The organism is Ornithinimicrobium pekingense DSM 21552 (assembly GCF_000421185.1).
Taxonomy (GTDB): domain Bacteria; phylum Actinomycetota; class Actinomycetes; order Actinomycetales; family Dermatophilaceae; genus Ornithinicoccus; species Ornithinicoccus pekingensis.
Genome location: NZ_ATWJ01000007.1, coordinates 643853 through 670311, shown reverse-complemented (window position 1 = coordinate 670311; position 26459 = coordinate 643853). Strand labels below are relative to the sequence as shown.

The following is a 26459-nucleotide window of genomic DNA, read 5'->3' as shown; positions in this document are numbered from 1 at the left end:
ATCCTACGAACGCCGCCCCGGCGGTTCGGATCCCGGGCGGGGCCGCGGGAAGCGTTTCGGCGAGGGCGGCGGTCCCTGGGCCGCCCGCGAGAACCCGGCAGCCCTGCCGGGACGCCCCCTCCGGTCCGTGCGGGCGGGTTCGACCGAGCGGGTCGCCGCGGGGGCTGCGTCGCCGTAGAGCAGGCGCTCGACCACCACGCGCGCGTGCCGCCCGGCCCGCCGCCACTCCTCGCTCAGCTCCCCGCCGCGACCCGCCTGACGGCCCATCACCCGGGACATCCCCTCGGCGTCCCGCAGGTTGCTCGGGACGGAGTCGACCTGACGTCCCCGCCAGACCACACCGGCGTCGCGCAGCCGGGACGCGAGCCGCCACGCCCTGGCCAGCTCCTCGGCGTCCTCGGCGCGTACCAGGCCGGCGTCGACGGCCGCCTCCAGCCCCCGCATCGTGCTGGTCGTCTGCAGCGCCGGGAACGCATGACCGTGCTCCAGCTGGAGCAGCTGCACGACCCACTCGACGTCCGTGAGCCCACCCCGACCCAGCTTGAGGTGCGTGCGTGGGTCGGCGCCCCGGGGCAGCCGCTCGGCCTCCATGCGCGCCTTCAGGCGCCGGATCTCGTGCACCGCGGCCTCGCTGATGCCTCCCGGTGGCCAGCGCAGCGGTTCGACGAGCTCGCAGAAGCGGCGTCCCAGGTCGCTGCTGCCCGCCACCGGGCGGGCCCGGAGCAGCGCCTGCGACTCCCAGCCGGCGGACCAGCGCTCGTAGTAGGTGCGGTAGCTCTCCAGGCTCCGGACCAACGGCCCGTTGCGCCCCTCCGGGCGCAGGCCCGCGTCCAGCTCGAGCACCGGGTCCGGTCCGGCGCCCGACAGGCCCTTGCGCAGCTCGGTGAAGATCTCCCCCGCCTGCTCGGCCGCGAGGTCGGGGTCGGCCCCGGGCAGGGGGTCGAAGACGTACATGACGTCGGCGTCGCTGGCGTAGCCGAGCTCTCGTCCACCCAGCCGGCCCATGCCCACGACGAGCAGCGCCACGGCCGGGTCCTCCTCGCGCCGCGTCAGCACCCGGTGCCGGGCGACGCCGAGCGCGCCCTCGAGGTAGGCGTCGGTCAGGTCGGTCAGCGCCGACCTGACCTGCTCGCCCGTCCAGGACCCCACGAGGTCGCCGAGGACGACCCGGACCAGCTCGCGCGCTCGCACCTTGCGCACCGCGAGGAAGGCCTCCTCCGGGTTCTCCTGCCGGTCGGCCGCGGCGAACATGCGGCCCAGCACGGCCTCCCGGTCCGGCGGGACGAGCCCCGACGGGTCACCCAGGAGCGAGACCGTGTCGGGCGAGCGCATGAGCAGGTCCACCGCATACCGGCTGGTGGCGAGGACGCTGGCGAGACGTTGGGCGGCGGTGCCCTCGTCGCGGAGCATCCCGAGGTACCAGTGCGTCGTGCCCAGGGCGTCGCTGATCTGGCGGAAGGCGAGCAGCCCGGCGTCAGGGTCGGCGCCGTCGGCGAACCAGGACAGCATGACCGGCAGCAGGTGGCGCTGGATCGTGGCCCGGCGGCTGACCCCCTCGGTCAGCGCCTCGAGGTGGCGCATCGCCCCGGCAGGGTCACGGAAGCCCAGCGCGGCCAGCCGCACCCGGGCCGCCTCCGGAGAGAGCCGCGCCTCCTCGGTCGACAGCCGGGCCACGGCGCTGAGCAGCGGCCGGTAGAACAGCCGCTCGTGCAGCCGTCGCACGTCGCGGCGCACCGTGCGCCAGCGCTCGACGAGCGCACGCTCGGCCTCGCCCCGCTCGCCCAGCGCCCGGCCGAGGCGGCGCAGCTCGGGCGAGGAGGTGGGCATCAGGTGGGTGCGCCGCATCCGGTGCAGCTGCACCCGGTGCTCCAGGCACCGCAGCAGGCGGTAGGCCTCGTCCAGGGCCCGGGCGTCGTCCCTGCCGACGTAGCCCCCGTCCCGCAGAGCCGCGAGCGCCTCGAGCGTGGTGCGCGAGCGCAGCTCCTCGTCGGCACGACCGTGGACCAGCTGGAGCAGCTGCACGCTGAACTCGATGTCGCGCAGACCGCCGGGCCCCAGCTTGATCTGCCGCTCGGCCTCGGCGGGCCGGACGTGCTCCTCGACCCGGCGGCGCATCGCCTGCACGTCGTCGACGAAGTTCTCGCGCCCGGAGGCCTCCCAGACCATCGGCCGCACGATGTCGAACCACGCGGTCGACAGGTGCTCCTCGCCGGCCACGTGCCGGGCCTTGAGCAGCGCCTGGAACTCCCACGTCTTGGCCCAGCGCTGGTAGTACTCCCGGTGCGATCGCAGGCTGCGCACCAGCGGACCGCGCTTGCCCTCCGGGCGCAGCGCCGCGTCAACCTGCCACAGGGCCCCCTCTGCGGTGGACTGCCCGCAGATCCGCATCACCGCCGAGGCCAGCGAGGCCCCGACCTTCATGGCCTGCTCCTCGTCGTGGTCGCCGCGGGGGGCGGCCAGGAAGATCACGTCGACGTCGCTGACGTAGTTGAGCTCGCACCCGCCCGTCTTGCCCATGCCGACCACCGCCAGGTCGCAGGTCTCCTCCCCCGGCGTCTCCGCCCGGGCCAGGAGCAGGGCTCCCCGGAGCGCGGCCGAGGCCAGGTCGGCCAGCCAGGCCCCCACGGTGGGCATCAGCTCCAGCGGGTTCTCGCCCATTAGGTCGGTGGTGGCCACGCGCAGCAGCTCCCGGCGGTAGGCGACGCGCAGCGCGTCGGCGCCCTCGCGGTCGCGCAGGCCCTCCACCGCCCGCACCACGGCGTCCGGGTCCGGCTGTCGGCCCTCCGCCACGTCGGCGATGTGCTCGGGGTGGCGCACGAGGTGGTCACCGAGGGCGGCGGACCCGCCGAGCAGGGCGAGCAGGCGGCGGCGCGGGTCTCCCCCGGACCGCAGGACCGGGGTGACGTGCTCCGCGGTGGGCCCGCCCGTCAGGTCGGTCGTGGACGGGTCCAGGAGCCGGGCCAGGGACAGCAGCGCCGCGTCGGGGTCGGCGGCGACGCCCAGGTCGGCCAGGAGGCCGGGCAGGTCCAGGTCCCCGACGCGCTCGCGCAGCTCCTCCACCAGCGCCGACGCCCGGCGGGTGTCGTCCAGACCCGCCCGCACCAGCTCGCCGGACGTCACCCCGCCGGGGGCCTCACCGGGTGCGCGACGGTCCCGGCCACGCCCCGCCGTGCCCGCGCGCTCGGAGGTCACGGCATACCTCTCACAGGTGGAGCAGGTAGCGGTCGAGCTCGAAGCGGGTCACCTGGGAGCGGTAGTCGCCCCACTCCTGCCACTTGTTGCGCAGGTAGAAGTCGAAGACCTGCTCGCCGAGCACGTCCGCGACGAGGTCGGACTCCTCCATGACGGCCACGGCCTCACCCAGGCTCTGCGGCAGCGGGTCGATGCCCATCGCCCGGCGCTCGGCGTCCGTCAGCGCCCACACGTCGTCCTCGGCCTCCGGGGGGAGGTCGTAGCCCTCCCGGATGCCGCGCAGGCCCGAGGCGAGGATGACCGCATACGTCAGGTAGGGGTTGCACGCCGAGTCGATCGAGCGGACCTCGATGCGGCGCGAGTGCCCCTTGCCGATGGAGTACATCGGCACGCGCGCGAGGGCGGAGCGGTTGTTGTGCCCCCAGCACACGTAGGCCGGCGCCTCTCCCCCGCCCCACAGACGCTTGTAGGAGTTGACCCACTGGTTGGTCACCGCGCAGATCTCCCGGCTGTGCCGCAGCACACCGGCCATGAAGCGGCGCCCCGTCTGCGAGAGCTCGTAGGGGGCGCCCGGCTCGTAGAAGGCGTTGCTGTCGCCCTCGAACAGCGACATGTGCGTGTGCATGCCCGACCCCGGGTGCGGCGCGAGCGGCTTGGGCATGAAGGTGGCGAACGCCTGCTCCTGCATCGAGACCTCCCGGACCACCGTGCGGAAGGTCATGATGTTGTCTGCCATCGACAGCGCGTCGGCGTAGCGCAGGTCGATCTCCTGCTGGCCCGGCCCGCCCTCGTGGTGGCTGAACTCCACCGAGATGCCCATCTGCTCGAGCATCTCGATGGCCGCGCGCCGGAAGTCGTGCCCGTCCCCGCGGGCGACGTGGTCGAAGTAGCCGGCCTGGTCGACCGGGACCGGTCCGACCGCCGGGTCGTAGGGCTCCTTGAACAGGTAGAACTCGATCTCGGGGTGGGTGTAGAAGGTGAACCCCTCCTGCGCGGCGGAGTCGAGGGCCTTGCGCAGGATGTGGCGCGAGTCGGTCGGGGCGGGGGTGCCGTCGGGCATGTGGATGTCGCAGTACATGCGCGCGGTGCGCTCCCGCCACGGCAGCACCTGGAAGGTGTCCGCGTCGGGCTGGATGACCATGTCCGCCTCGTAGACCCGGGTGAAGCCCTCGATGACGCTGCCGTCGATGCCGATGCCCTCGGTGAAGGCCTGCTCGAGCTCGGCCGGCGCCACGGCGACGGACTTCAGGGTGCCGAGGAGGTCGGTGAACCAGAGCCGGACGAACCGGATGTCCCTCTCCTCGATCGTGCGGAGGACATACTCCTGCTGGCGGTTCATGCGCCCATCCTGCCGCATGGCCTCACCCGCGCGCGGGGGTATGCCGTGCGCGTCGCCGCTGGTCCCGGGCCGGGTCCCCGGGCAGGTCGGCGACGGCCCGCTCGTAGTCGGCCGCGAGCAACGCCAGGTCGGCGCGGTAGTCGGCGATGCGGCAGCCCAGGCCGTTGGGCTTGACCGCGATCCCCTCGGCGTCCCAGTGCGGCCGGGCCCGCGTCAGCAGGCCGCCGCCGAGGTCTCCGGCGTGGCTCACGACCCGCCACCACGTCACGTCGCCGCCCCAGTGCCGCATGATCGAGCCGACCTGCCGGGGGCCGATGCCGACGAGGTCGGCGAGGTCGCCGTAGGACACGACCCGGCCGGGCGGCACGAGCTCGACCGCGCGCAGCACGCGCTCGACGAGGAGGTCGTCCACGGGTCAGGGCGGGTGGCTGCCGGGCGCCGCGTCAGTCGTTGAGCGGGTTGTTGTCCCAGGCGGCGGAGTCGGCGTCACCGGTGCGCCACTCGTGCTCCTTGCGCTCCTCCTCGTCCCACTGGGCCGTCTTCTGCGCGGCGGTCTCCAGGGCCCGGGAGGCCTCGTCCTCGCTGCCGTAGGGACCCATCAGGTCGGCACTGCGGGCGCGCTCGGGGTCGTCGGTCGCCTCGACCCGGCCGGTCTTGGTGTTGTACCAGTACTCCATACCCATCGGTGTGCCTCCTGCTGTCCGGCTCGGCCGCCCAGCGCGGCGACCTAGACTCCACCCTATGCCGACCACCACCCCCCTCGCCCCGGGAGTCGTCAGCCCGCGGCTGCCCGTCCCCGCCTCGATCGCCCGCCCGGAGTACGTCGACCGGCCGGCGCCCGCACCCTTCAGCGGCAGCGAGGTCAAGGACGCCGAGACGATCGAGCGGATGCGGGTGGCCGGACGCATCGCCGCCCAGGCGCTGCAGCTGTGCGGCGAGATGGTCCGTCCGGGCGTGACGACCGACGCGATCGACCGGGCCGGCCACGAGTTCCTCCTCGACCACGGCGCCTACCCCTCGACCCTGGGCTACCGCGGCTACCCCAAGTCGCTGTGCACGTCGGTCAACGAGGTCATCTGCCACGGCATCCCCGACGACCGGGAGCTGCAGGAGGGGGACATCTGCAACATCGACATCACGGCCTACGTCGGCGGCGTGCACGGCGACAACAACGCCACCTTCCTGTGCGGCGAGGTCGCCGAGGAGACCCGCCTGCTCGTGGAGCGCACGCAGGAGGCGCTGATGCGCGCGATCCGGGCCGCACGCCCCGGGCGCGAGATCAACGTCATCGGCCGGGTGATCGAGAGCTACGCGCGGCGCTTCGGCTACGGCGTGGTGCGCGACTACACCGGGCACGGCGTCGGCGAGGCCTTCCACTCCGGGCTCGTCATCCCCCACTACGACGCGGCGCCCGCCTACGACACGCTCATCGAGCCGGGTATGACGTTCACGATCGAGCCGATGCTCAACCTCGGCACCCCCGAGTGGGTCGAGTGGGACGACGGGTGGACCGTGCTGACCGCCGACGGCCGGCCCTCGGCGCAGTTCGAGCACACGATCCTCATCACCGACGACGGCGCGGAGATCCTGACGCTGCCGGGGCCGTGAAGGCGCCAGCCGTCCCCGACCTGGCTCTCGGGGTCCTGACGGAGGTCGACGCCTCGGCGCTGCGACCCGGCGCCGACCTGGAGGCGGTCGTGTGCGCCGGCGCGAGGCTCGACCGGCTCGACCTGGGCGACGCGCTCCTCACCGCCTCCCGGCTGAGCCGGCTCACCGCCGACGAGGCCCTGCTCTCCGGCGCCCGGCTCACCGAGGTCGACCTGGACCAGGTCGGGCTGACGGTCCTGCGCGCCGCGGGCGGCCGGTGGCGCGAGGTGCGGCTCGGTGGTCGGGTCGGTGTGCTCGAGGCGCCCGGTGCGCAGTGGTGGTCGGTCGACCTGACCGGCTGCCGGCTGGGCTACGTCGACCTGCGCGACGCCGAGCTGGTCGACGTGGCCCTCACCGACTGCGTGGTCGACGAGCTCGTGCTCTCCGGCGCCACCGCCCGTAGTGTCGCGCTGACCGGCACCCGGGTGGACACGCTGCGCGTGGGCGGCAGCCGGCTCACCGACGTCGACCTGCGCGGGGCCGTCCTGGCGAGCGTCGACGACGTGGCCGGACTGCGTGGCGCGACCGTCGGGCCGGACCAGCTGGCGATGCTCGCGCCGCTGATGGCGCAGGGGCTGGGGCTGCGCGTCGAGCCGTAGGAGTGACGCAGCGCCTGCGCCCGGGCGCGTGACGTCATACCCTGTGCAGGCCCGCAGGACCCGCGCCCGAAAGGACCCTCATGGCCACCCACATCCTCGGTATCGACATCGGCGGCAGCGGCATCAAGGGGGCGCCGGTCGACCTGGACGAGGGCGAGTTCACCCGCGACCGGGTCCGGATCGACACCCCGAAGAAGTCGACCCCTGAGGCCGTCGCCGACCTCGTCGTCGAGCTCGTGGACCAGCTGGCCGGCGACGTCGAGGACGGCACCCCGGTCGGCATCACCGTGCCCGCGGTGGTCGACCACGGCGTCGTCCGCACGGCCGCCAACATCGACAAGAGCTGGATCGGCACCGACGCCGACGCGCTCTTCACCGAGCGCCTCGGCCGGCCCGTGCACGTCGTCAACGACGCCGACGCCGCGGGGGTGGCCGAGATGCACTACGGCGCGGGCAAGGACAACACGGGGGTGGTCCTGCTCACCACGCTGGGCACCGGGATCGGCAGCGCCCTCTTCCTGCGCGGGGAGCTGCTGCCCAACACCGAGCTCGGGCACCTCGAGCTCGACGGCCACGACGCGGAGACCCGGGCCGCCAGCAGCGTGCGGGACGAGGAGGACCTGTCGTGGAAGGAGTGGGCCAAGCGGCTGCAGCGCTACTACTCCCACGTCGAGGCCCTGCTGTGGCCCGACCTCATCATCGTCGGCGGCGGCGTGTCCAAGAAGGCCGACAAGTTCCTGCCGCTGCTCGACCTGCGCGCGCCGATCGTCCCGGCGCAGCTGCGCAACGACGCGGGCATCATCGGGGCGGCGTGGTACACCGCCCACGAGGAGGAGTGACGGGCCGGCGCTGCCGCGCCGCATCCCACTCACGACGTCGAGCTGCAGGGATCACCTGATGCGTCAGGTGATCCCAGCAGCTCGGCGTCGTCAGTGGTCCTGCGTCCCTGGACCGGGGACTTATCCACAGGTCTACGCCGCAGCTGACGTCGGGCGGGCCGTCCCGGACCACACTGGGGCGCCATGGACCCGCGGCTGCGCACCCACTGCCGCCGACGCCCGGGAGTCCCACCGCATCCGGACGACCGCCGTCGTCCTGAGCCGGCACGGGAAGCTCGCGGTCAGCCACCAGAGTGCCGCCGCAGTGCTCGGCCTGCCCCTGCTGGTCTCCGAGCTCGGACCGGTGCGGGTGGCGCACACGTCCAAGGACGCCAACACCCGGCGGCAGGACGCCTTCACGGTCCATCGTTGCCCTGGTCCGGACGCCATCGGCAGCCACGGCATGGTGGCCACGGTGGTGCCTGCCCTCGCCGTGCTCGGCACGGGGATGATGGCTGGCGTCCGCTCGGGCGTCATGGCCGCCGACGCGGCCCTCCGGCGCGAGATGGTCACCACCGAGGAGCTGCACCACTGGCTGGGTCGGCTGCGCCGGGTGCCCGGCGTGGCCCGGGCGCGGTATGTCGTGGGGAGCGCCTCGGCGCGGGCCGAGTCACCGGGTGAGTCCTTGCTCCGGCTCGTGCTCGTCGGCCTGGGACTCGTCTTCGTGGAGCAGCACCTGATCCATCGTCCGGACGGCCGTTGGGCTCGGGTGGACTTCTACCTCCCCGAGCTCGACGTCGTCCTCGAGTTCGACGGGATGGTCAAGTACGGCGGGTCAGAGGGCCGGGCAGAGCTCGCGGCCGAGAAGCACCGTGAGGACGACATCCGCTCGCTCGGCCACGGCGTCGCCCGCGTCGTCTGGGCCGACCTCTTCTCGCCGCCGCTCGTCGCGGCCAAGATCCGTGCTGCTGCACGGTCACGTGGCCGCGTCTGAGCACTTGCGACGCCTCGCTGCAAGGACTCCATGACGCATCGTGGGATCTGTGCAACGACGCGTCGCGAGTGGTGTGAGCGGTTCAGGCCGGAACGGGGGCCCACCCCTCACCACGAGGTATGCCGCGGCCGTCCCTCCTCGTACCCCGCCGCCCCCTGGATGCCCACCACGGCACCGCTGTGGAACTGCCCGATCGTGCGGGCGCCGGCGTAGGTGAACGCGCTGCGGACGCCGGAGACGATCTGGTCGATGACGTCCTCGACGCCGGGGCGCTGCGGGTCGAGGAACATCCGACCCGAGGAGATGCCCTCCTCGAAGAGGGCCGACCGGGCCCGCTCGAAGGCGGACAGGTCGCGGGTGCGGTTCTTGACCGCCCGGGCGGACGCCATACCGAAGGACTCCTTGTAGTAGCGCCCGTCGGCGTCGCGCATGAGGTCGCCCGGCGACTCCAGCGTGCCGGCGAACCACGACCCCACCATGACCGAGGCGGCGCCGGCGGCGAGGGCGAGGGCGACGTCGCGGGGATACTTCACTCCCCCGTCGGCCCACACGTGGGCGCCCATCTCCCGGGCGGCGTCGGAGCACTCCAGCACGGCGGAGAACTGCGGGCGCCCCACGCCCGTCATCATCCGCGTCGTGCACATGGCGCCCGGGCCCACGCCGACCTTGACGATGTCTGCGCCGGCGTCGACGAGGTCCTGGACCCCCGCCCGGGAGACGACGTTGCCAGCCACGACGGGGGCCCGGCGGCCGGTCGCCTGCGCGTGCGCGTCACGGGAGGCGACCACGTGCGGGAGGGCGTCGAGCATCTTGTCCTGGTGCCCGTGCGCCGTGTCGACGACCAGCACGTCGGCCCCGGAGTCGAGGAGCTCGGCGGCCTTTCCCGGGACGTCGCCGTTGATGCCGACTGCCGCACCGACGCACAGCCGGCCGTCGGCGTCGAGGGCCGGGGCGTAGATGGCCGAGCGCAGCAGCCCCGTGCGGGTCACGATGCCGCGCAGCAGGCCACCCGCGACCACGGGGGCCAGCCCGGCCCGCGACCCCTCCAGCCGGTCGAACGCCTCGCGCAGGTCCACGCCCTCCTCGAGGACGACGAGCGGCTCCTCCATCACCTCGCCGACGGCGGCGAACCGGTCGACGTCCTCGGTGTCCGACTCGGTGACGATGCCGATGGGCCGGCCGGCCTCCACGACGACCGCGGCCCGGTGCGCGCGCTTGTGCATCACCGACAGCACCTGGGCGACCGGCGCCGAGCGCTCGACGACGATCGGCGTCTCGTAGACGGGGTGGCTGGACTTGACCCGCTCCACCGTCTTGCGGACCTCCGGCAGCGGGATGTCCTGGGGCAGCACCGCCACGCCACCGCGGCGCGCGACGGTCTCGGCCATGCGCCGCCCGGCCACCGCGGTCATGTTGGCCACGGCGACGGGGATGGTCGTGCCCACGCCGTCCGGGGTGCGCAGGTCGACGTCGAGGCGGGAGGTCACGCCGGAGCGCGAGGGCACCATGAAGACGTCGTTGTAGGTCAGGTCGTGCACGGGCTGTGTGCCGTTGAGGAACTCCACGGACCACGAGACTACGTGGCCGCGCCCCGGACCGTGCCCCGACGCGTGGCGGGCGGGCGGGACGCGCCCTACGGTCGGGGTATGGAGATCACCCACCTCGGTCACGCCTGCCTGCTCGTGGAGGTCGCCGGACAGCGCGTCCTCGTCGACCCCGGCACCTTCTCCCAGCTCGACGGTCTGGTCGACCTGACCGCGGTCGTGGTCACCCACCAGCACCCCGACCACTGGGACCCGCGCCGAGGTCCCCGCCTGCTGGCCGAGAACCCCGACGCGCGCGTGCTCGTGGAGCCGCAGACCGCCGAGCTGCTGGCCCGGGAGGGTCACGGCCGACGGGCCGAGCGTATGGAGTCGGGCGGGACGGTCGAGCTCGGCGCCCTTCGACTCACGCCCGTCGGCGACCGGCACGCGGTCATCCACCCCTACGTGGACCGGATCGACAACCGCGGCGTGGTGCTCGCCGCCGACGGCGAGCCCACCCTCTTCCACCCCGGCGACGCCCTCGACGCCGACCCCGGCCCGGTGGACCTGCTCGCGGTGCCGGTCAACGCGCCGTGGGGGAAGGTGAGCGAGACGGTCGAGTTCGTCCGTCGGGTCGCGCCGGCCCTGGGCGTCGTGCCGATCCACGACGGTCTGCTCAACGACACCGGGCGGGGGATGTATCTCCAGCACGTGCAGGCTTTCGGCGCCGAGGGCGGGGTCGAGGTGCTCGACCTGCGCGGGGAGGGACCGACCACCGTCGGCCGGCGCTAGACTGGTCGGCGGATGAGTCGGCCAGGCGGCCGCGTCGGGCCCCGCGAGGGTGTCCCGCCGAGGAACGTCCGGGCTCCACAGGGCAAGGTGATGGCTAACGGCCACCCGGGGTGACCCGCGGGACAGTGCCACAGAGAGCAGACCGCCCACCGGTGACGGTGGGTAAGGGTGAAAGGGTGGTGTAAGAGACCACCAGCACGCCGGGTGACCGGCGTGGCTAGGTAAACCCCACCTGGAGCAAGGTCAGACAGTGCGTGCACGAGGGCTGCCCGCCCGAGCGCACGGGTAGACCGCTGGAGGCGGCCGGCAACGGTCGTCGTAGATGGATGGTCGCCACCTCCGCAGTGCCGGCGACGGTGCGGAGGGACAGAACCCGGCGTACCGGCCGGCTCATCCCCCGCCGGCTCTACAGGTGCAGGGCCCCGGTGACCAGGTCGACGAGCACGAAGAGCACCGTCAGCACCGCCACGCCGATCGGGATGACCGCCAGCACCTTGGTGAAGGGACGGGTGTCTGCCTGGGACGTGGGCACATGCTCGCTCATGGGCAGGATCCTCCCACACCCCGGCCTCCTTCCCCGCGCGCGGGCGCCCGAGACCCCGCGGTCGGCGCGCAGCAGCCCGGTGCCTCAGCGGCCGAGCAGGGCGGCGAGGGTGACCGCGACACCGTCCTCGTCGTTGCTCGGCACGGCGTGCGTCGCAGCGGTCAGCACGTCCGGGTGCGCGTTGGCGACGGCGAACGAGCGACCCGCCCAGGTCAGCATCGGCAGGTCGTTGGGCATGTCCCCGAACGCCCAGACCTCCTCGGCCGCCACGACGGGGTCCTGCTCGAGGCACCACTGCTCCAGCGCCACGGCCTTCGTCACGCCGCGGGGGCCGATCTCGGCCATCCGCACCGCCCCCGAGTGGGACACCTGCGCACGGTCGCCCACCACCTGCGCCACCAGCCCCGTCAGCTCCTCGGTGGCCATCGTCGCGTGACGCACGAGCACCTTGCCGACCGGACGTCCGGCGAGCTCGCGCCACGGGCCCACCGTCCACTCCGCCGGGTAGTCGTCCAGCTCCCAGTCCGCCTCGCACGCCGGGCCCTCCACGCCCTCCGTCGCGAGCACGATGCCGGGTATGCCGTCGCGCAGGTCCGCGAGCAGCCCGCCCAGCACCTCGGTGGGCAGCAGCCGGTGGCCGGTGATGCGCCGTGCTCCCACGTCGTAGGTGAACGCGCCGTTGCCGCAGAGGGCGACGGCGTGGACCCCCAGCTCGCCCAGCTCGTGCATCCACCGCGGCGGGCGGGCCGTGACGAGGACCACCGTGACGCCGTCGGCCGAGACCGCCCGCAGGACGTCGCGGGTGAAGGCCGACACCCGCCCGTCGGAGCGCAGCAGCGTGCCGTCGACGTCCGTCGCGACGACCCGGGGCCGGTCCACGTCCGCCTCAGGACGCCTCGGGGACGACACGTAGCCGCACGCGGCTCTGCACGATGTCGGCCTCCACGACCTCGACCTGCACGGTGCTTCCCAGCTCCGCGCTGCCCTCGGCGACCTCGGAGACCGGCGGGTCGGTGAGCTGGACGACGACGTCCCCGCGCGGCAGCCCGTCGACGACCACCGCCTCCAGGGTGTGGCCCACACGGTCGACGAGCACGGCCGCCTCGACGGCGCTGACGCACTCGCGCTCCACGGCCCGCACGCGGCCGTCGGCCCGGTCCATCACCGACGGCAGCTCCGGCAGCGCCTCCCGCGCCCAGGCCGGGACCTCCTCCCCCGAGGTGAGCGCCGCGCACACCGCCAGCGCGTAGCGGTCGACGAGACGGCGCAGCGGCGCGGTGACGTGGGTGTAGGGGGCGGCGATGGCGGCCTGCACCCGCTCGTCCTCCGGCGGCAGCTGCCCGTCGAAGACGGTGTAGCCCGCCCCGCGGAACAGGGCGGTCGCCGCGCTGACCACCGCCAGGTGCGAGGGCGCCGACTTGTCGAGGCTGCGCAGGAACTCGCCGTACGCCATACCCTCCGGCCAGGCGTGCCCCAGCGCCCTGGCCTCCCGCCGGAAGCGGGCGACCGCCGCGGTGTCGGGCACCGGCATCGTCCGGAGCACGCCGACCCCGCCCTCGAGCATGATCTCGGCCGCGACCATGCCGGTGAGCAGCGAGACCTGGGCGTTCCAGTCCTCCGCGGGGCGCAGAGGCCGCAGCCGCAGGTGGTAGCTGCCGTCGGCGGCGACCTCCACCTCCTGCTCGGGCATCGGCAGGCTGGCCCCGCCGCGCTCGACCTCGCGCCGGATGCGCAGCTCGCCCACCTCCCTGAGCAGCATCAGGGTCTCCTCGGCCTCCCCCGCGTCGACCTGTTCCTGCACCTCGGCGTAGGTGTAGCGCCGGCGGGAGCGGACCAGGGCCCGGTAGAGCTGGGCGGTGTCGCGCACGCCCTCGGCGGTCAGGCGCATGTCCCACAGGTAGGCGGGCCGCACGACGTCGGGCAGCAGGCTCGCGGCGCCCTCGCTGAGCTCGGTCGGGTGCAGGGGCACGCGCACGTCCGGGCAGTAGACGGTCATGCCCCGCAGCTGGACCTCCTCGTCGAGCGCGCCGCCCGGGCGGACGAAGGCGGGGACGTCGGCGATCGCGTAGCGCACCCGGTAGCCGTCGCCGTCGCGCTCGATGTGCATCGCCTGGTCGAGGTCCATCGACCCGGGCGGGTCGATCGTGACCAGCTCGAGGTCGGTCTCGTCGCGCTCCGGCAGGTCCGGGGAGGCGATCACCCGCTCGACCTCGGCGAGCACCTCCGCCGGGAACTGCTGGCGCACGTCGTGCTGGTCACGGGCCCGCTGGAAGGCCTCCTCCAGCAGGCGGCCGCGGTCGGTGGCGGAGGAGGCCTCCGTGAGCTTCGTCGCACGCTGCAGCATGCCCGTCACCCTACGGTGTCGTCGTCCGCGTCGCCCCGGCCGTCGCCTACCCTTCCTGACGTGCTGATCCTGCTGCCCCCGTCCGAGTCCAAGGCCACCCGCGCCCGGGGGGCCGCGCTGCGGCCGGAGGAGCTGTCCGCCTCCTCGCTGGGGCCGCAGCGCGCGCGCGTGATCGCCGCCCTGACGGAGGTCAGCGGGCGCGAGGACGCGGCCGAGGCGCTCGGGGTGAGCCCGTCGCTGGCCGAGGAGGTCGGGCGCAACACCCGGCTGCTGACCGCGCCCACGCTGCCCGCCCGCGACCTCTACACCGGTGTCCTCTACGACGCGCTCGACCTGGCCTCGCTCGACCCCTCGTCGGCGCGCCGGGCGACCCGGCGGCTGCGGGTCGTCTCCGCGCTCTACGGGCTGGTGCGCATGACCGACCGGCTGGCCCCCTACCGGCTCTCGATGTCGGTCAACCTGCCGGGGGTCGGGCCGCTCGCCGGCGCCTGGCGTCCCCACCTGGAACAGGTGCTGCCCGAGGATGCGGGCCGCGGGCTGGTCATGGACTGCCGCTCGAGCACGTATGCGGCCGCGTGGGTCCCCCAGGGCGACCTCGCGACGCGCTGGGTCACCGTCCGGGTCCCGGGCGCGACGCACATGGCCAAGCACACGCGCGGGCTCGTCGCCCGGGCCCTGTGCGAGGAACCGTCCGACCCCCGACGCCCCGCCGCGCTCGTGCCGCTCCTGCGGGACCGCTTCGAGGTGCGGCTCCACGAGCCGCAGCGCCCGGGCCGGCCGTGGGTGCTGGACGTGCAGCCCGCCTGAGGGGACCGGGTGTCAGTCGACGCCGGCGTCGACGATCGTGATCTCGGCGTCCGGGTCGTCCGCGTCGGAGGCCGGGTCGTAGAGGTGGTGCGTGTCGTTGACGAAGGCGACCTGGGCGCCCCCGTCGGGCCAGACCTCGACCGCCGTCAGCGACGCCGGCGAGGTCGCGATCGACCACGCGCGCCCGTGGTCGACCCCGAGCAGCCGGCCGAGCACCGACATCAGCACGACCCGGTGCGTGGCGACCACGACGGTGCCTCCTCGGGCGATCGCGCGGGCCAGCGCCTGGCCGACCCGGGCGTCCAGCTCGCGGCGCGTCTCACCGCCGGGCGGGGCGAACCCGTCGTCGTGGCGCAGCCGCAGCAGGTCCTCGCCGTGGTCGCGGACGAGGTCGGCCATCGCCATCCCGTCCCACGCCCCGAAGCCCTGCTCGTCCCAGTCGCGGTCCTCCTCGCGGGCCACCCCGAGGTGGTCGGCGATCGCCTGGCCGGTCTGGCGGGCCCGCTGCAGCGAGGAGGACACGACGGCGAGCGGCCCCGGCTCGGAGCGCTCGACGAGGCGGCGGACGGCCGCCGCGGCCGCCTGGGCCTGGGCCCGGCCGGTGGCGTTGAGCGAGGGGTCGGCCCCGCCCCGGCCGTCCAGCAGGTGGCCCTGCGTGAAGTCGGTGACCCCGTGACGGACGAGGACCAGACGGGTCTGCCCCTCCAACGACGGGACGGTCTCGTCCGAGACGTAGACGTCGCTCAGCGGCACCCTGCCCACGCCGAAGGTGGGCCGGTCCCGGGACGCAGGCCCGGCGGGGGTCGGCGCGTCGTCGTCCACGTCCTCGGTCCCGTCGTCGTCCACGTCCAGCAGCGCCCAGGGGTCCTGCCCGCCGTCGGGCTGCACGGTGTCCCGGCCCGTGTCGCTCTCGTGACCCTCGTCGCCCTCGCCGCCGCCCTTCGCACCCGCGTGGTCACGGCTGACGGTCCGTCCGTCCATGCCCACGTTGGACAGCGCGTCGGCCGCCTTGTTGCGCTCCCGCGGCACCCAGGTCAGCGACACGCTGCCGCCCTCCTGCTGGATGGCGTCGACGAGCCGCCGGGCCTGCATCGCCAGGCGGCGCATGTCCGCGTGCTTGATCTTCCAGCGGCCCGACATCTGCTCGACGACGAGCTTGGAGTCCATCCGGACCTCGACGGCGGCGTCGGTCGCCAGACCGAGGTCGAGCACGGCCTGCAGCCCGGCCACCAGGCCGCTGTACTCGGCGACGTTGTTGGAGGCGATGCCCAGCGGCGCCGCCCGCTCGGCCAGCACCTCCCCGGTCCGGGCGTCGCGCACCAGGGCCCCGTAGCCGGCGGTCCCGGGGTTGCCGCGCGAGCCGCCGTCGGCCTCGACGACGAGCGCCGGCCGCAACGTCACAGACCGGACTCCGGGGTGCGGACGAGGATGCGGCCGCACTCCTCGCACCGCAGCACCTCGTCCTCCGGTGCGGAGCGGATCCGGGAGAGGTCCACGGCGTTGATGTCCAGGCGGCACCCGTCGCAACGGCGCTGCACCAGCGCGGCGGCCCCCGACCCGCTGTGCGCCCGCACCCGGTCGTAGAGCGCCAGCAGCTCACCGGACAGGTCCTGTGCGACGGCGTCGCGCCCGCCCGCGACCTCGGTCCGCTCCGCGGTGGTCTGTGCCGTCTTCTCGTCGCGGGCCGCGCGCAGCTCGTTGAGCCGGGCCGCGTGCTCGTCGCGGACGCGCGCCGCGGTGTCGGCCGCCTGCTGGGCCTGCTCGAGGCGCTCCATCACCTCGAGCTCCTCGTCCTCGAGCACGGACTGCCGCCGCGCCAGCGACTCCAGCTCGTGCTGCAGGCCCTGGAGCGACTTGGCGGTGCCGGTGCCCGCGTCGAGCCGGGACTGGTCCCGGGCGGCGCGGTCGCGCACCTGCTGCACCGCCGCCTCGGCCTTGGCGACCTCGCGCTGCAGGTCGCCGACGAGCGTCTCGGTGCGCACCACCTCAGCCTCCAGGTCGGCCGACTCGGCCTCCATGCGGCGGATGTCGGTGAGCTCGGGCAGCGAGCGCACGCGGTGGTCGAGCTGGTCCAGCCTGGTGTCGATGGCCAGCAGCTCGAGGAGCCGGGCCTGCATCTCGGGGGACGCCTTCACGGCATACCTCCTGCGTCGGTGGGTGGTTGCGCGCCGACCACGAAGTCCCACGGGTCGGTGCGCACGGTCGAGATCTCGAGGGTCACGCTAGCGGCGAGCCGCTCCTGCAGCCGCGCGCGCAGCGCCGGGAGCCACAGCCACTCGCTGGCGAAGTGCCCGGCGTCCACGAGGTATGGCGTGCGCGGTGCGTCGTCGCCGCGCCCCCGGGCCGCGGCCCGCGCCTCCTCGCGCGCCTCGAGGGCGGGGTGGTGGCGCAGGTCGGCGGTGACGTAGACGTCGGCCCCGCTGCGCCGGACGGCCCCGAAGGAGGAGTCCCCCGCCCCGCCCAGCACGGCGACCCTCCGCACCTGCGCGTCGGCCGGGCCGCTGACGCGCACCCCGCCCGCGGTGCGCGGCAGGGCGGCGTGCAGCCGGGTCGCCAGCTCGGCCAGGGTCACCGGGGCGTCGAGGTCGCCGACGCGTCCCAGCTCCTGCTCCTCGGACAGCTGCAGAGGCTCGGTGGCGGTCAGCCCGCAGGCGGCGGCGAGCGCGTGCCCGACACCGGGGTCCGCCACGTCGGCGTTGGTGTGCGCGCAGTAGAGGGCCACGTCGTTGACCAGCAGCTCGGCGACGGCGGCGCCCTTGGCGGTGGTCGTCGCGACCGAGTGGATGCCGCGCAGCAGCAGCGGGTGGTGGGTGACGATCAGGTCGGCCCCGGTCTCGACCGCCTCGGCGATGACCTCCAGCGTCGGGTCCACGGCGAGCAGGACGCGCGAGACGGGCTGGTCCGGGTCACCGGCGACCAGACCGACCCGGTCCCACGACTGGGCGGTCGCGGGCGGGTAGAGCTCCTCGAGCACGGCGACGACGTCGCCCAGCCGTGTGCTGTCCGCTCTGCTGTTGTCCACGTGGGCCCGGCCGGGCTCGAACCGACGACCTACGCGGTGTAAACGCGGCGCTCTACCAGCTGAGCTACAGGCCCTGGGGCGCCCATTGTGCCAGCCGCGCGGCAGTGCTCGGGAACCCCGGACGCCTCACCGGTCGCGGACCGCCTCGTGCAGCAGCCCGATGGGGCGCTCCTCGTCCGGCCCGTGCACCGAGCTCCAGCGCACGGTCATCGTCGGGTCCACGAGAAAGGTGCCGCGCAAGGGTCGGCCGTGACGCTCGTCCAGCACGCCGTAGGAACGGCATACCTGCCCGTGCGGCCAGAAGTCGGACAGGAGGGGGAAGCGGTAGCCCTCGAGAGCGGCCCACGCCCGGAGGGAGGACTGGGGGTCGCAGGAGATGCCGTGCACCTGCACCCGGTCGTTGGCGAAGGTGTCGATGTCGAGCTGCACCTCCAGCAGCTCACCGGTGCAGATGGAGGTGAAGGCGGCCGGGAAGAACACCAGCAGCGCCGCGCGACCGCGCACCGCCTCGGACAGGGTCACCGGCTCGCCGTGCTGGTCCGGCAGCGTCAGGTCGGGCGCCCGGTCACCGGGGCGGGGGTGTGCGGTGAGGTGCTCGGGCCGCCCGCCCTCACCGGTGGCGCTCAACGCCGGCCCACCAGCCGCTGCCCGACCCACTCCCCCAGGGCCACGCCGCCGGAGGCGGTGAGCGAGCACGTCGTGCAGGCCTCCTGCACGACGTGGGCCTGCACCCGGTCGCCGCGGCCGGCACCGGGGGTGAGCAGGGCGATGAACCCGCCCTCCTCCATGGTGGTCAGGGCGTCGACGAGGTCGTCGGCCAGGTCGCCGTCGCCCTCGCGCCACCACAGCACCACCACGTCGACCACGCCGTCGTAGTCCTCGTCCTCCAGCGGCGCCTCGACCACCTGCTCGACGACCTCCCGGACCTCCTCGTCCACGTCGTCGTCGTAGCCGTACTCGATGACGATCTGCCCCGGCGCGAAGCCGAGCTTGCGCACCGGTGCCGCCAGGGGGCTGCCCTCGGCCACGTCCACCTCTTCCGTCCCTTTGCTGCCCATGGTGGCCCTACACAACTAGAGGGGGACCCCCGTTGTAAAGGGCGACGCTCCGCCGAGGCCGCGACGGACCTTCCCGCACCCCCCTGGCCGGGGCGACCGGGCGGACGTCACGGCAAGGGTCCGTGACAGACTGAGGACCGTCACTACGTCGGAAAGGACATGCCTCATGCCTACGGAGCGCCCCGTCGGTCCTATCCTCAACGGTCTCCCCAGCCAGGTCCCGGACGTCGACCCCGAGGAGACCCAGGAATGGCTCGACTCGCTCGACGCGGCCATCGAGACCGGTGGCCGCCAGCGGGCGCGCTACCTGATGCTGCGGATGCTGGAGCGGGCCCGCGACTCCCAGGTCGGGCTGCCCTCGCTGACCACCACCGACTACATCAACACGATCCCGCCGGAGCGCGAGCCGTGGTTCCCCGGTGACGAGGAGCTGGAGCGTCGCTACCGCGCCTGGATGCGCTGGAACGCCGCGGTCATGGTGCACCGCGCCCAGCACCCGGACATCTCCGTGGGCGGCCACATCTCCACCTACGCCTCCATGGCGACCCTGTGGGAGGTCGGCTTCAACCACTTCTGGCGCGGCCGCGACCACGAGGGCGGCGGCGACCAGCTGTTCTTCCAGGGCCACGCCTCCCCCGGCATCTACGCCCGCGCCTTCCTCGAGGGGCGCCTGAGCGAGGACGACCTCGACAGCTTCCGGCAGGAGAAGAGCAAGAAGCACGGCGACGCCGAGCCCCTGCCCTCCTACCCCCACCCGCGGAGCATGCCGCACTTCTGGCAGTTCCCGACGGTCTCGATGGGCCTGGGCCCGATGAACGCCATCTACCAGGCGGCCTTCAACAAGTACCTGCACAACCGCGGCATCAAGGACACCAGCCAGCAGCACGTGTGGGCCTTCCTCGGCGACGGCGAGATGGACGAGCCGGAGTCGCGCGGCCTGCTGCAGGTGGCCGCCAACGACGAGCTCGACAACCTGACCTTCGTCGTCAACTGCAACCTGCAGCGACTCGACGGCCCGGTGCGCGGCAACGGCAAGATCGTCCAGGAGCTGGAGAGCTTCTTCCGCGGCGCCGGCTGGAACGTCATCAAGGTGCTGTGGGGCCGCGGGTGGGACGAGCTCATCGCCAAGGACACCTCCGGCGCGCTGGTCAACCTGTTCAACTCCACCCCCGACGGGGACTTCCAGACGTTCCGGGCCAACGACGGCGCCTTCATCCGGGACCACTTCTTCGGCCGCGACCCGCGCACCAAGGAGATGGTCAAGGACTGGACCGACGAGGACGTCTGGTGGAAGCTCAAGCGCGGCGGGCACGACTACCACAAGGTGTACGCCGCCTACGCCGCCGCGATGAAGCACACCGGCCAGCCGACCGTCATCCTGGCCCACACGATCAAGGGCTACAGCCTCGGGACGCACTTCGCGGGCCGCAACGCCACCCACCAGATGAAGAAGATGACGCTGGAGGACCTCAAGGGCTTCCGCGACAGCCTGAAGATCCCGGTCACCGACGAGCAGCTCGAGGCCGACCCCTACAAACCGCCCTACTACCACCCCGGCGAGGACGACGAGGCCATCCGCTACATGCGGGAGCGGCGTCAGCGGCTCGGGGGCTACCTGCCCAAGCGGGAGCCGGAGAAGGCGGCCAGCCTCACGCTGCCCGACGAGAAGGTCTACGACGTCGCCAAGAAGGGGTCGGGCAAGCAGAACGTCGCCACGACCATGGCGCTGGTCCGCATCTTCAAGGAGTGGATGCGCGACAAGGAGTTCGGCAAGCACCTGGTGCCGATCATCCCCGACGAGGCGCGCACCTTCGGCATGGACAGCTTCTTCCCGACGGCAAAGATCTACAACGTCCACGGCCAGAACTACACCTCGGTCGACGCCGACCTCATGCTCGCCTACAAGGAGTCCGAGAGCGGCCAGATCTGGCACGTCGGCATCAACGAGGCCGGCTCGGTCGCGGCCTTCACCGCGGCCGGCACCTCCTACGACACGCACCTGACGCCGATGGTGCCGTTCTACATCTTCTACTCGATGTTCGGCTTCCAGCGCACGGGCGACGGGATCTGGGCGGCGGCCGACCAGCTGGCGCGCGGCTTCATGATCGGCGCCACGGCCGGGCGGACCACGCTGACGGGCGAGGGCCTGCAGCACGCCGACGGCCACTCCCCGCTGCTCGCCTCGACCAACCCGGCCTGCGTCGCCTACGACCCGGCCTACGCCTACGAGATGGCGCACATCCTGCCCGACGGGCTGCGGCGGATGTACGGCGAGGACCCCGAGGACGTCTTCTACTACATCACGGTCTACAACGAGCCGATGCTCCAGCCGAAGGAGCCGGAGGACGTCGACGTCGAGGGCATCCTCAAGGGGATGCACCGCATCGTGGCGACCGAGCCGAAGGAGGGCCGTCACGTGCGGCTCCTGGCCTCCGGCGTGGGTGTCCCGTGGGCGCTCGAGGCCGAGGAGCTGCTGCGCGAGGACTGGGACGTCAGCGCCGACGTGTGGTCGGTGACGTCGTGGTCGGAGCTGCGGCGCGAGGCGATGGCCTGCGACGAGGACGCCTTCCTCGCCCCCGACCAGGAGCGGCGCGTGCCCTACGTCACCCGGCGCCTGTCCGAGGGCACCGGGCCGGTCGTCGCGACCAGCGACTACATGCGCGCGGTCCAGGACCAGATCGCCCCGTGGGTCCCCGAGGACTACTACGCCCTCGGCGCCGACGGCTTCGGCTTCGCCGACACGCGCGCGGCGGCGCGACGCTTCTTCCACATCGACGGACCGTCGATGGCGGTCAAGGCGCTGCAGATGCTCGCCGACCGCGGCGAGATCGACCCCGACGTGCCGCGTCGGGCCGCCGAGAAGTACCGCCTGCACGACGTCAACGCCGGCACCTCCGGCAACGTGGGCGGCGACGCCTGACGGCCACCTGTCCGCCGCACGAGGGCGCCGCACCCCATCGGGTGCGGCGCCCTGCGTCATTCGTGGGTATGCGGCGCCGCCCGGCCCGGCCACCTCGACGTCCACCGGTCGACCTCGCCCAGCTGGCCGAGGTCGACCTCGCGAGGGCGAGCACGACGTGCCGCGTGGGCCTGACGTGACGGGCGCGACCCGGCGGACGACCCTCAGGCCTGCCAGGCCGCACGGGCGGCGACGGCGACGTCGGGGTGGTCGGTGAAGACACCGTCGACCCCGGCGTCGAGGTAGGCCCGTACCTCCGCCGCCAGGTCGCCGAGGTCCTCCGGACCGGTGCCCCGCCGCAGCGCGGGCGGGAGGAAGACGTTCTCGGCCCGGAACGTCCAGGGGTGGACGAAGAGACCGGCGGCGTGCGCGTCGGCGACCAGCGACGTCGGCGCGCCCAGAGAGCCGTCGGGTGTCCACGGCACCACCATCGTCTTGTCCGGCCCGATGGCGTCGACCACGCCGGCGAGGGCTGCCAGGCCGGCCGGCGACAGCAGCTCGCCGTAGGTGCGCCGCGCACCGCATACCCGAGGCGCGTGCGGCCACAGGCCCGGACGGAGCAGGTCGTGGGGGACGTCTTCCCAGGCGGTGGCGAGCAGCACCTGCGGCACCTGCGAGCCCAGGTCACGCCGCATGAGCACGAGGTTGGACACCTCGAAGGACTGGACGAGGACCGGCGCGTCGGGCCGGTCCAGCCCGGCCGCGCGCAGGGCGTCCACGAGCCGCTCCTCCAGCCCCAGCCCGAGCTCACGGAAGTGCGTGGGGTGCTTGGTCTCGGGATAGACCCCGATCTGCCGGCCCAGCTCGGTCGAGAGCCGCTCGCGCAGCGCGAGGACCTCCTCGAAGGTCGCCACCGTGTGCCGGCCGTCGTGCGCGCAGCTGCCGGGGCGGAGGTCGGGAAGGCGCTCCACGGCACGCAGGCTGCGCAGCTCGGCCAGCGTGAGGTCCTCGGTGAACCAGCCGGTGACCGGGACCCCGTCGACCGTCCTCGTGGTGCGCCGGTCGGCGAGCTCGGGGTGGTGGGCCACGTCGGTGGTGCCGGAGATCTCGTTCTCGTGGCGGACGACGAGGACACCGTCCCGGGTGGCGACGAGGTCGGGCTCGAGCAGGTCCGCTCCCTGCCTGGCCGCCAGCTCATAGCTCGCGAGGGTGTGCTCCGGCAGGTAGCCGCAGGCGCCCCGGTGGCCGATCACCACCGGCGACCGCATCGGGAGCAGCTCGCGCTGGACGTCTCGGTCGCTGGGCGGCACGGCGCCAACGCTAACCGCCGGTAGGCTGGATCGGTGCCCCCGTCCGACCCGTCCGTGCTGCCGGAGCAGGTCCCGGGCGCCGAGCCGCTTCCCCGCCGCGCCGGGGAGCTGGCCACCCGGGCGACGCAGCGGATGGCGGCCGAACGCGCCTGGTTCCGGACCCTCAGCCCCGACGACCGGTCCTGGGTCAGCCTCGTGGCCCAGGCCGGCATCAACGCCCTCCTCGGCTGGTACGCCGCCGGCGCGCAGGAGGGCACGGTGCCCGGCGAGGTCTTCGCCGCCGCGCCCCGCAGCCTGGCCCAGACCATCTCCCTGCGCCAGGCCCTGGACCTGACCCGCACGGCGATCGCCACCGTCGAGGACGCCGTGCCCGAGCTCGTCGAGGCGGAGGAGCAGCCGCGGCTGCGCGAGGCGGTCCTGCGCTACTCCCGCGACGTGGCGTTCGCCGCCGCCGCGGTCTACGCCCGTGCGGCGGAGCAGCGGGGCGGGTGGGACGCCCGTCTGGAGTCGCTCGTCGTGCACGCCGTCGTCCGTGGCGAGGCCGACGAGACGTTGGCCTCCCGGGCCGCCGAGCTCGGCTGGGAGGACGTGACGGGGGTCGTCGTCGTCGCCGGCAGCCTGCCGGACGGTGAGTCGGGGCCGGCCCTGACCGTGCTGCGCGACGCCGCGCGGCGCCTGGGCCGGGAGGCGCTGACGGCGGCGCTGGGCTCGCGGCTGGTCTGCATCCTCGGAGGGTCCCGGGAACCGCTGGAGGACGCCGCGCGCCTGGCTGCCCACTTCGGCCCCGGGCCGGTCGTCGTGGGCCCGCGGGTCCCGCACCTCTTCGCCGCCGGGCGCAGCGCCCGGGCGGCCCTCTCCGGCTGCGACGCCTGCCCGGCGTGGACCGCAGCCCCCCGCCCGGTCGCGGCCGACGAGCTCCTGCCCGAGCGCGCCCTGCTCGGGGAGGTCCCGGCCCGGCGCATGCTCGTCGACCGGGTCTACCGGCCGCTGCGGGACGACTCGGCGACGCTGCTGGAGACCGTCCAGACCTACCTGGACAACGGGCGCGCGCTGGAGGCGACCGCCCGCGAGCTCTTCCTGCACCCCAACACCGTCCGTTACCGGCTGCGCAAGGTCGGTGACGTCGTCGGGCTGGACGCCCACACCCCCCGGGACGCCTGGGTCCTGCAGGTCGCCCTCGCGCTGGGCAGGGCCACGGAGCAGCTGGGCACGCGCCGCGGCCGCCGCTGAGGCATACTCCGTCCGCGCGGTCGCGGACACCCGTCTTTTGTAGGAACCCTACAGACATCGGGCCGGCTTCTCGTCGGGAACGCTGACGAGGATGGGCAGGTCGTACAGGCAGAGTGAGGGGGTGCTCGTGATCGTCGCGCCCGGACAGGGCTCCCAGACCCCCGGTTTTCTCGCCCCCTGGCTGGACCTGCCCGGCTTCCGCGACCGGATGGAGTGGCTGGGTGTCGTCGCCGGTCTCGACCTGGTCGGCCATGGCACGACCTCCGACGCCGACACCATCAGGGACACCGCCGTCGCCCAGCCGCTCATCGTCGGCTCCGGCCTGGTCTCCCTGCTCTCCCTCTTCGCCCACCCCGCCGACGGCTTCCGGGTGGTCGGCGCCGGCGCGGGGCACTCGGTGGGTGAGATCACCGCCGCCGCGGCGGCGGGGGTCCTGAGCGCGGAGCAGGCGATGGTCCTCGTCCGCGAGCGCGGCCGGGGCATGGCCGAGGCCTCCGCAGCCACCCCCACCGGGATGAACGCCGTCGTCGGCGGCGACCCCGAGGAGGTCGCGGCGGCGCTGGAGCGCCACGGCCTGACCCCTGCCAACATGAACGGCGCCGGCCAGGTCGTCGCCGCCGGCACGCTCGAGCAGCTCGAGGCGCTGCGCTCGGACGCCCCGGCCCGGGCCAGGGTGATCCCGCTGCAGGTCGCCGGCGCCTTCCACACCCACCACATGCAGCCCGCGGTCGACCGTCTCACCCGCTACGCGCGCGCCATCTCCACCCACGACCCCCGCCTGCCGCTGGTCTCCAACGTCGACGGCACCGTCGTGCAGGACGGCCGTGAGGTGCTCGCCCGGCTGGTCAGCCAGGTCTCCAGCCCCGTGCGGTGGGACCTGACGATGGAGACGTTCGCCGACATGGGGGTGACGGGCCTGATCGAGATCCCCCCGGCGGGCACGCTGGCCGGGCTGGCCAAGCGCGCGCTGAAGGGTGTCGAGACGCTGGCGCTGAAGACCCCCGACGACCTCGAGGCCGCGCACCGGATGATCCGCGAGCACGGCGCGGCCACCGAGCTGGCCCCGATCGAGGCCTCGTGGATGGTCGTCGTCTCCCCCGTCAAGGGCACCGTGCAGCCCTCCGTCCCGGTCGGCGAGGCCGTGACGCACGGCGCACCGGTCGCCACCGTCACCACCCTGCGCGCGGAGCACGCCGTCGTCTCCCCCCACGGGGGCAGGGCGGTCGAGTGGCTGGTCGAGCCCGGTGACCCTGTGAGCCCGGGCCAGCCCCTGCTGCGCCTGTACCCCGAGGAGGACTCCCTGTGAGCACCAAGACCCTGGCGGCCCCGGCGGGGCTGCGCCACGCCCGGATCCACGGCCTGGGCGGGTACCGCCCCGAGCGGGTGGTCACCAACGAGGAGGTCATCCAGTTCATCGACTCCTCGGACGAGTGGATCCGGCAGCGCTCCGGCATCGCCACCCGCCACGTGGCTGCCGCGGAGGAGACGGTGATCGACATGGCCGAGGCCGCCGCGCGCGAGGCCATCGCCCATGCCGGTGTCGCGCCGGAGCAGATCGGCGCCGTCCTCATCGCCACGGTCACCCACCCCTTCCAGACGCCGGCCGCCGCGCCCGAGCTCGCGCACCGGCTGCAGATTCCCAACCCCGCGGCGTTCGACCTCTCGGCGGCCTGCGCCGGCTACTGCTACGGCATCTCGCTGGCCAACGACATGGTGCGCGCGGGCACCGTCGACTACGTCCTCGTCGTCGGCGTGGAGAAGCTGTCCGACTTCACCGACAAGTACGACCGGGGCACCGCGTTCATCTTCGGCGACGGGGCAGGGGCTGCGGTCGTCGGCGTCTCCGACTACCCCGGCATCGGTCCGACCCTGTGGGGCAGCCTCGGGGACCAGCGTGACGTCATCACCCAGCGCGAGTCCTGGACCGAGCTGCGCGAGGAGATGGAGTCCACCGGCCGTGAGCAGGCAGTGGCCTGGCCCTCGTTCGTCATGCAGGGGCAGTCGGTGTTCCGCTGGGCGGTCTACTCCATGGCCCCCGTGGCGGTCGAGGCCGTCCACGCCGCCGGCATCACCGCCGACGACCTCGACGCCTTCGTCCCGCACCAGGCCAACATGCGCATCACCGACGCGATGATCAAGGCCCTCAAGCTGCCCGAGCACGTCCCGGTGGCCCGCGACATCGCCGAGACGGGCAACACCTCCGCGGCCTCCATCCCGCTGGCGATGTCGCGGATGCTGGCCGAGGGCGAGGCACCGCACGGTGGCCTGGCCCTGCAGATCGGCTTCGGCGCCGGGCTGGTCTACGCCGCCCAGGTGGTCGTCATGCCCTGACGGGCACCCC

The 26459-nt window shown here is 73.8% G+C and carries 24 protein-coding genes, 1 tRNA gene and 1 other RNA gene; 11 read left to right on the top strand and 15 right to left on the bottom strand.

The genetic code is table 11. The features are described from left to right. Positions 1-3: 3 nt before the first annotated feature. Genes K330_RS19315 through K330_RS0105205 form a run of 4 tightly spaced genes read right to left on the bottom strand, consistent with a single transcriptional unit; the run spans position 4 to position 5214 of the window. On the bottom strand, positions 4-3192 hold the full coding sequence (locus K330_RS19315; protein ID WP_022920796.1) for a bifunctional [glutamine synthetase] adenylyltransferase/[glutamine synthetase]-adenylyl-L-tyrosine phosphorylase: 3189 nt from the start codon (positions 3190-3192) through the stop codon (positions 4-6). A 10-nt stretch (positions 3193-3202) separates the two neighbouring features. Then, positions 3203-4531, bottom strand: coding sequence for a glutamine synthetase family protein (locus K330_RS0105215; RefSeq protein ID WP_022920795.1), 1329 nt, complete (start codon positions 4529-4531; stop codon positions 3203-3205). Positions 4532-4553: 22 nt separating this feature from the next. Continuing rightward, entirely contained in the window at positions 4554-4943 is a 390-nt protein-coding gene (locus tag K330_RS0105210; RefSeq protein ID WP_022920794.1) for an MGMT family protein, read from the bottom strand. Between the two features lie 31 nt (positions 4944-4974). Further along, complete coding sequence (locus K330_RS0105205) at positions 4975-5214, bottom strand: methionine aminopeptidase (protein WP_308423431.1); 240 nt, start codon at positions 5212-5214, stop codon at positions 4975-4977. A 58-nt stretch (positions 5215-5272) separates the two neighbouring features. On the opposite strand from K330_RS0105205, the gene map reads away from it, so the two are divergent. The 4 genes from map (at position 5273) to K330_RS19310 (ending at position 8589) form a co-directional block, all read left to right on the top strand. Next, complete coding sequence (gene map, locus K330_RS0105200) at positions 5273-6139, top strand: type I methionyl aminopeptidase (RefSeq protein WP_022920792.1); 867 nt, start codon at positions 5273-5275, stop codon at positions 6137-6139. Beyond that, entirely contained in the window at positions 6136-6777 is a 642-nt protein-coding gene (locus tag K330_RS0105195; RefSeq protein ID WP_022920791.1) for a pentapeptide repeat-containing protein, read from the top strand. Before map ends, K330_RS0105195 begins: the two co-directional genes overlap by 4 nt. An 80-nt stretch (positions 6778-6857) precedes the next feature. Further along, complete coding sequence (gene ppgK / locus K330_RS0105190) at positions 6858-7616, top strand: polyphosphate--glucose phosphotransferase (RefSeq protein ID WP_022920790.1); 759 nt, start codon at positions 6858-6860, stop codon at positions 7614-7616. A gap of 304 nt (positions 7617-7920) precedes the next feature. Continuing rightward, on the top strand, positions 7921-8589 hold the full coding sequence (locus K330_RS19310; protein ID WP_051145454.1) for a hypothetical protein: 669 nt from the start codon (positions 7921-7923) through the stop codon (positions 8587-8589). A 107-nt stretch (positions 8590-8696) separates the two neighbouring features. Here K330_RS19310 and K330_RS0105180 read toward each other — a convergent pair whose 3' ends face one another. Next, a complete protein-coding gene (locus K330_RS0105180; RefSeq protein WP_022920788.1) occupies positions 8697-10154 on the bottom strand; it encodes a GuaB1 family IMP dehydrogenase-related protein in 1458 nt (485 codons plus the stop codon). Between the two features lie 81 nt (positions 10155-10235). Between K330_RS0105180 and K330_RS0105175 the strand changes: the two genes are divergently transcribed. After that, on the top strand, positions 10236-10904 hold the full coding sequence (locus K330_RS0105175; RefSeq protein WP_029202336.1) for an MBL fold metallo-hydrolase: 669 nt from the start codon (positions 10236-10238) through the stop codon (positions 10902-10904). Between the two features lie 13 nt (positions 10905-10917). Further along, positions 10918-11301, top strand: an RNA gene (gene rnpB / locus K330_RS22485) — RNase P RNA component class A. Between the two features lie 9 nt (positions 11302-11310). Here the strand turns inward: rnpB and K330_RS23580 are convergent. From K330_RS23580 to K330_RS0105160, 3 genes are all read right to left on the bottom strand, one after another. After that, positions 11311-11448: a hypothetical protein gene (locus tag K330_RS23580; protein ID WP_022920786.1), complete on the bottom strand. Its 138-nt coding sequence runs from the start codon at positions 11446-11448 to the stop codon at positions 11311-11313. 84 nt (positions 11449-11532) lie between these two features. Next, complete coding sequence (locus tag K330_RS0105165) at positions 11533-12327, bottom strand: HAD family hydrolase (RefSeq protein ID WP_022920785.1); 795 nt, start codon at positions 12325-12327, stop codon at positions 11533-11535. Positions 12328-12334: 7 nt separating this feature from the next. After that, on the bottom strand, positions 12335-13792 hold the full coding sequence (locus K330_RS0105160) for an RNB domain-containing ribonuclease (RefSeq protein WP_022920784.1): 1458 nt from the start codon (positions 13790-13792) through the stop codon (positions 12335-12337). Positions 13793-13852: 60 nt separating this feature from the next. Here K330_RS0105160 and K330_RS0105155 point away from each other — a divergent pair, with 60 nt between their 5' ends. After that, positions 13853-14599, top strand: a complete 747-nt coding sequence (locus tag K330_RS0105155) for a YaaA family protein (RefSeq protein WP_022920783.1) — start codon at positions 13853-13855, stop codon at positions 14597-14599. Positions 14600-14611: 12 nt separating this feature from the next. On the opposite strand, the gene K330_RS19305 is transcribed toward K330_RS0105155, so the two are convergent. The 6 genes from K330_RS19305 to K330_RS0105125 form a co-directional block, all read right to left on the bottom strand. Next, positions 14612-16000, bottom strand: a complete 1389-nt coding sequence (locus tag K330_RS19305) for a bifunctional RNase H/acid phosphatase (protein ID WP_022920782.1) — start codon at positions 15998-16000, stop codon at positions 14612-14614. Beyond that, entirely contained in the window at positions 15997-16734 is a 738-nt protein-coding gene (locus K330_RS0105145) for a zinc ribbon domain-containing protein (protein ID WP_022920781.1), read from the bottom strand. The genes K330_RS19305 and K330_RS0105145 overlap by 4 nt, the downstream gene beginning before the upstream one ends. Further along, positions 16731-17621 (bottom strand): Nif3-like dinuclear metal center hexameric protein, encoded by an 891-nt coding sequence (locus tag K330_RS0105140; protein ID WP_022920780.1) that lies wholly within the window; start codon positions 17619-17621, stop codon positions 16731-16733. Before K330_RS0105140 ends, K330_RS0105145 begins: the two co-directional genes overlap by 4 nt. Before the next feature lies 1 nt (position 17622). Beyond that, a tRNA-Val gene (locus K330_RS0105135) sits at positions 17623-17695 on the bottom strand. Between the two features lie 52 nt (positions 17696-17747). Then, a complete protein-coding gene (locus K330_RS0105130; RefSeq protein ID WP_022920779.1) occupies positions 17748-18248 on the bottom strand; it encodes a peroxiredoxin in 501 nt (166 codons plus the stop codon). Then, complete coding sequence (locus K330_RS0105125) at positions 18245-18655, bottom strand: DUF3052 family protein (RefSeq protein ID WP_022920778.1); 411 nt, start codon at positions 18653-18655, stop codon at positions 18245-18247. The genes K330_RS0105130 and K330_RS0105125 overlap by 4 nt, the downstream gene beginning before the upstream one ends. Before the next feature lie 190 nt (positions 18656-18845). Between K330_RS0105125 and aceE the strand changes: the two genes are divergently transcribed. Beyond that, positions 18846-21599: a pyruvate dehydrogenase (acetyl-transferring), homodimeric type gene (gene aceE, locus K330_RS0105120; protein WP_022920777.1), complete on the top strand. Its 2754-nt coding sequence runs from the start codon at positions 18846-18848 to the stop codon at positions 21597-21599. A 203-nt stretch (positions 21600-21802) separates the two neighbouring features. Here the strand turns inward: aceE and K330_RS19300 are convergent, their stop codons facing one another. Then, positions 21803-22888 (bottom strand): glycerophosphodiester phosphodiesterase, encoded by a 1086-nt coding sequence (locus K330_RS19300; protein WP_022920776.1) that lies wholly within the window; start codon positions 22886-22888, stop codon positions 21803-21805. Positions 22889-22921: 33 nt separating this feature from the next. Between K330_RS19300 and K330_RS0105110 the strand changes: the two genes are divergently transcribed. The 3 genes from K330_RS0105110 (at position 22922) to K330_RS0105100 (ending at position 26449) form a co-directional block, all read left to right on the top strand. After that, complete coding sequence (locus K330_RS0105110; RefSeq protein ID WP_022920775.1) at positions 22922-24118, top strand: PucR family transcriptional regulator; 1197 nt, start codon at positions 22922-22924, stop codon at positions 24116-24118. 121 nt (positions 24119-24239) lie between these two features. Then, the gene (locus K330_RS0105105) at positions 24240-25424 is read left to right on the top strand and encodes an acyltransferase domain-containing protein (protein WP_022920774.1); all 1185 of its coding nucleotides are present in this window, start codon (positions 24240-24242) and stop codon (positions 25422-25424) included. After that, positions 25421-26449 (top strand): beta-ketoacyl-ACP synthase III, encoded by a 1029-nt coding sequence (locus K330_RS0105100; protein ID WP_022920773.1) that lies wholly within the window; start codon positions 25421-25423, stop codon positions 26447-26449. Before K330_RS0105105 ends, K330_RS0105100 begins: the two co-directional genes overlap by 4 nt. The last annotated feature ends 10 nt before the right edge of the window (positions 26450-26459 follow it).